The organism is Bartonella sp. AP58NXGY (genome assembly GCF_042195785.1).
In the GTDB taxonomy this organism is placed as follows: domain Bacteria; phylum Pseudomonadota; class Alphaproteobacteria; order Rhizobiales; family Rhizobiaceae; genus Bartonella.
This window is the reverse complement of the sequence record NZ_JBHIOY010000337.1, coordinates 305-622: the sequence shown is the minus strand read 5'-3', so window position 1 is coordinate 622 and position 318 is coordinate 305. Positions and strand designations below refer to the sequence as shown.

The 318-nt window shown below is 35.8% G+C and carries 1 pseudogene; it reads right to left on the bottom strand.

Annotated elements, in window-relative coordinates:
• Positions 1 to 318, bottom strand: a pseudogene (locus ACFINC_RS11270) (hypothetical protein); the annotation flags it as partial.

The following is a 318-nucleotide window of genomic DNA, read 5'->3' as shown; positions in this document are numbered from 1 at the left end:
CAAACTTCATATCCGTATAAGATTTCGCTTCATTAATAACATCACCCATTTGGTGATTGATAATGTCATTGAAACGCTCATTCGTATATTCTTTTGCCTTATCAAGGACTACATCTATCTTCTGGTTTGTCTCCCAGAGTTGGCTACCATTCACAGCTTGTTTTGAATCTTTGGATAAATCACCTGCCGCTACATTGTCTAACACTACCGGATCACTTTCACTCACACCAGCGAATGTAACTTTATTGATCTTATCACCCTTTTCATCTTTATCATACTTAACTGCATCATTCGTAACCGTATTTTCAATATTTTTTA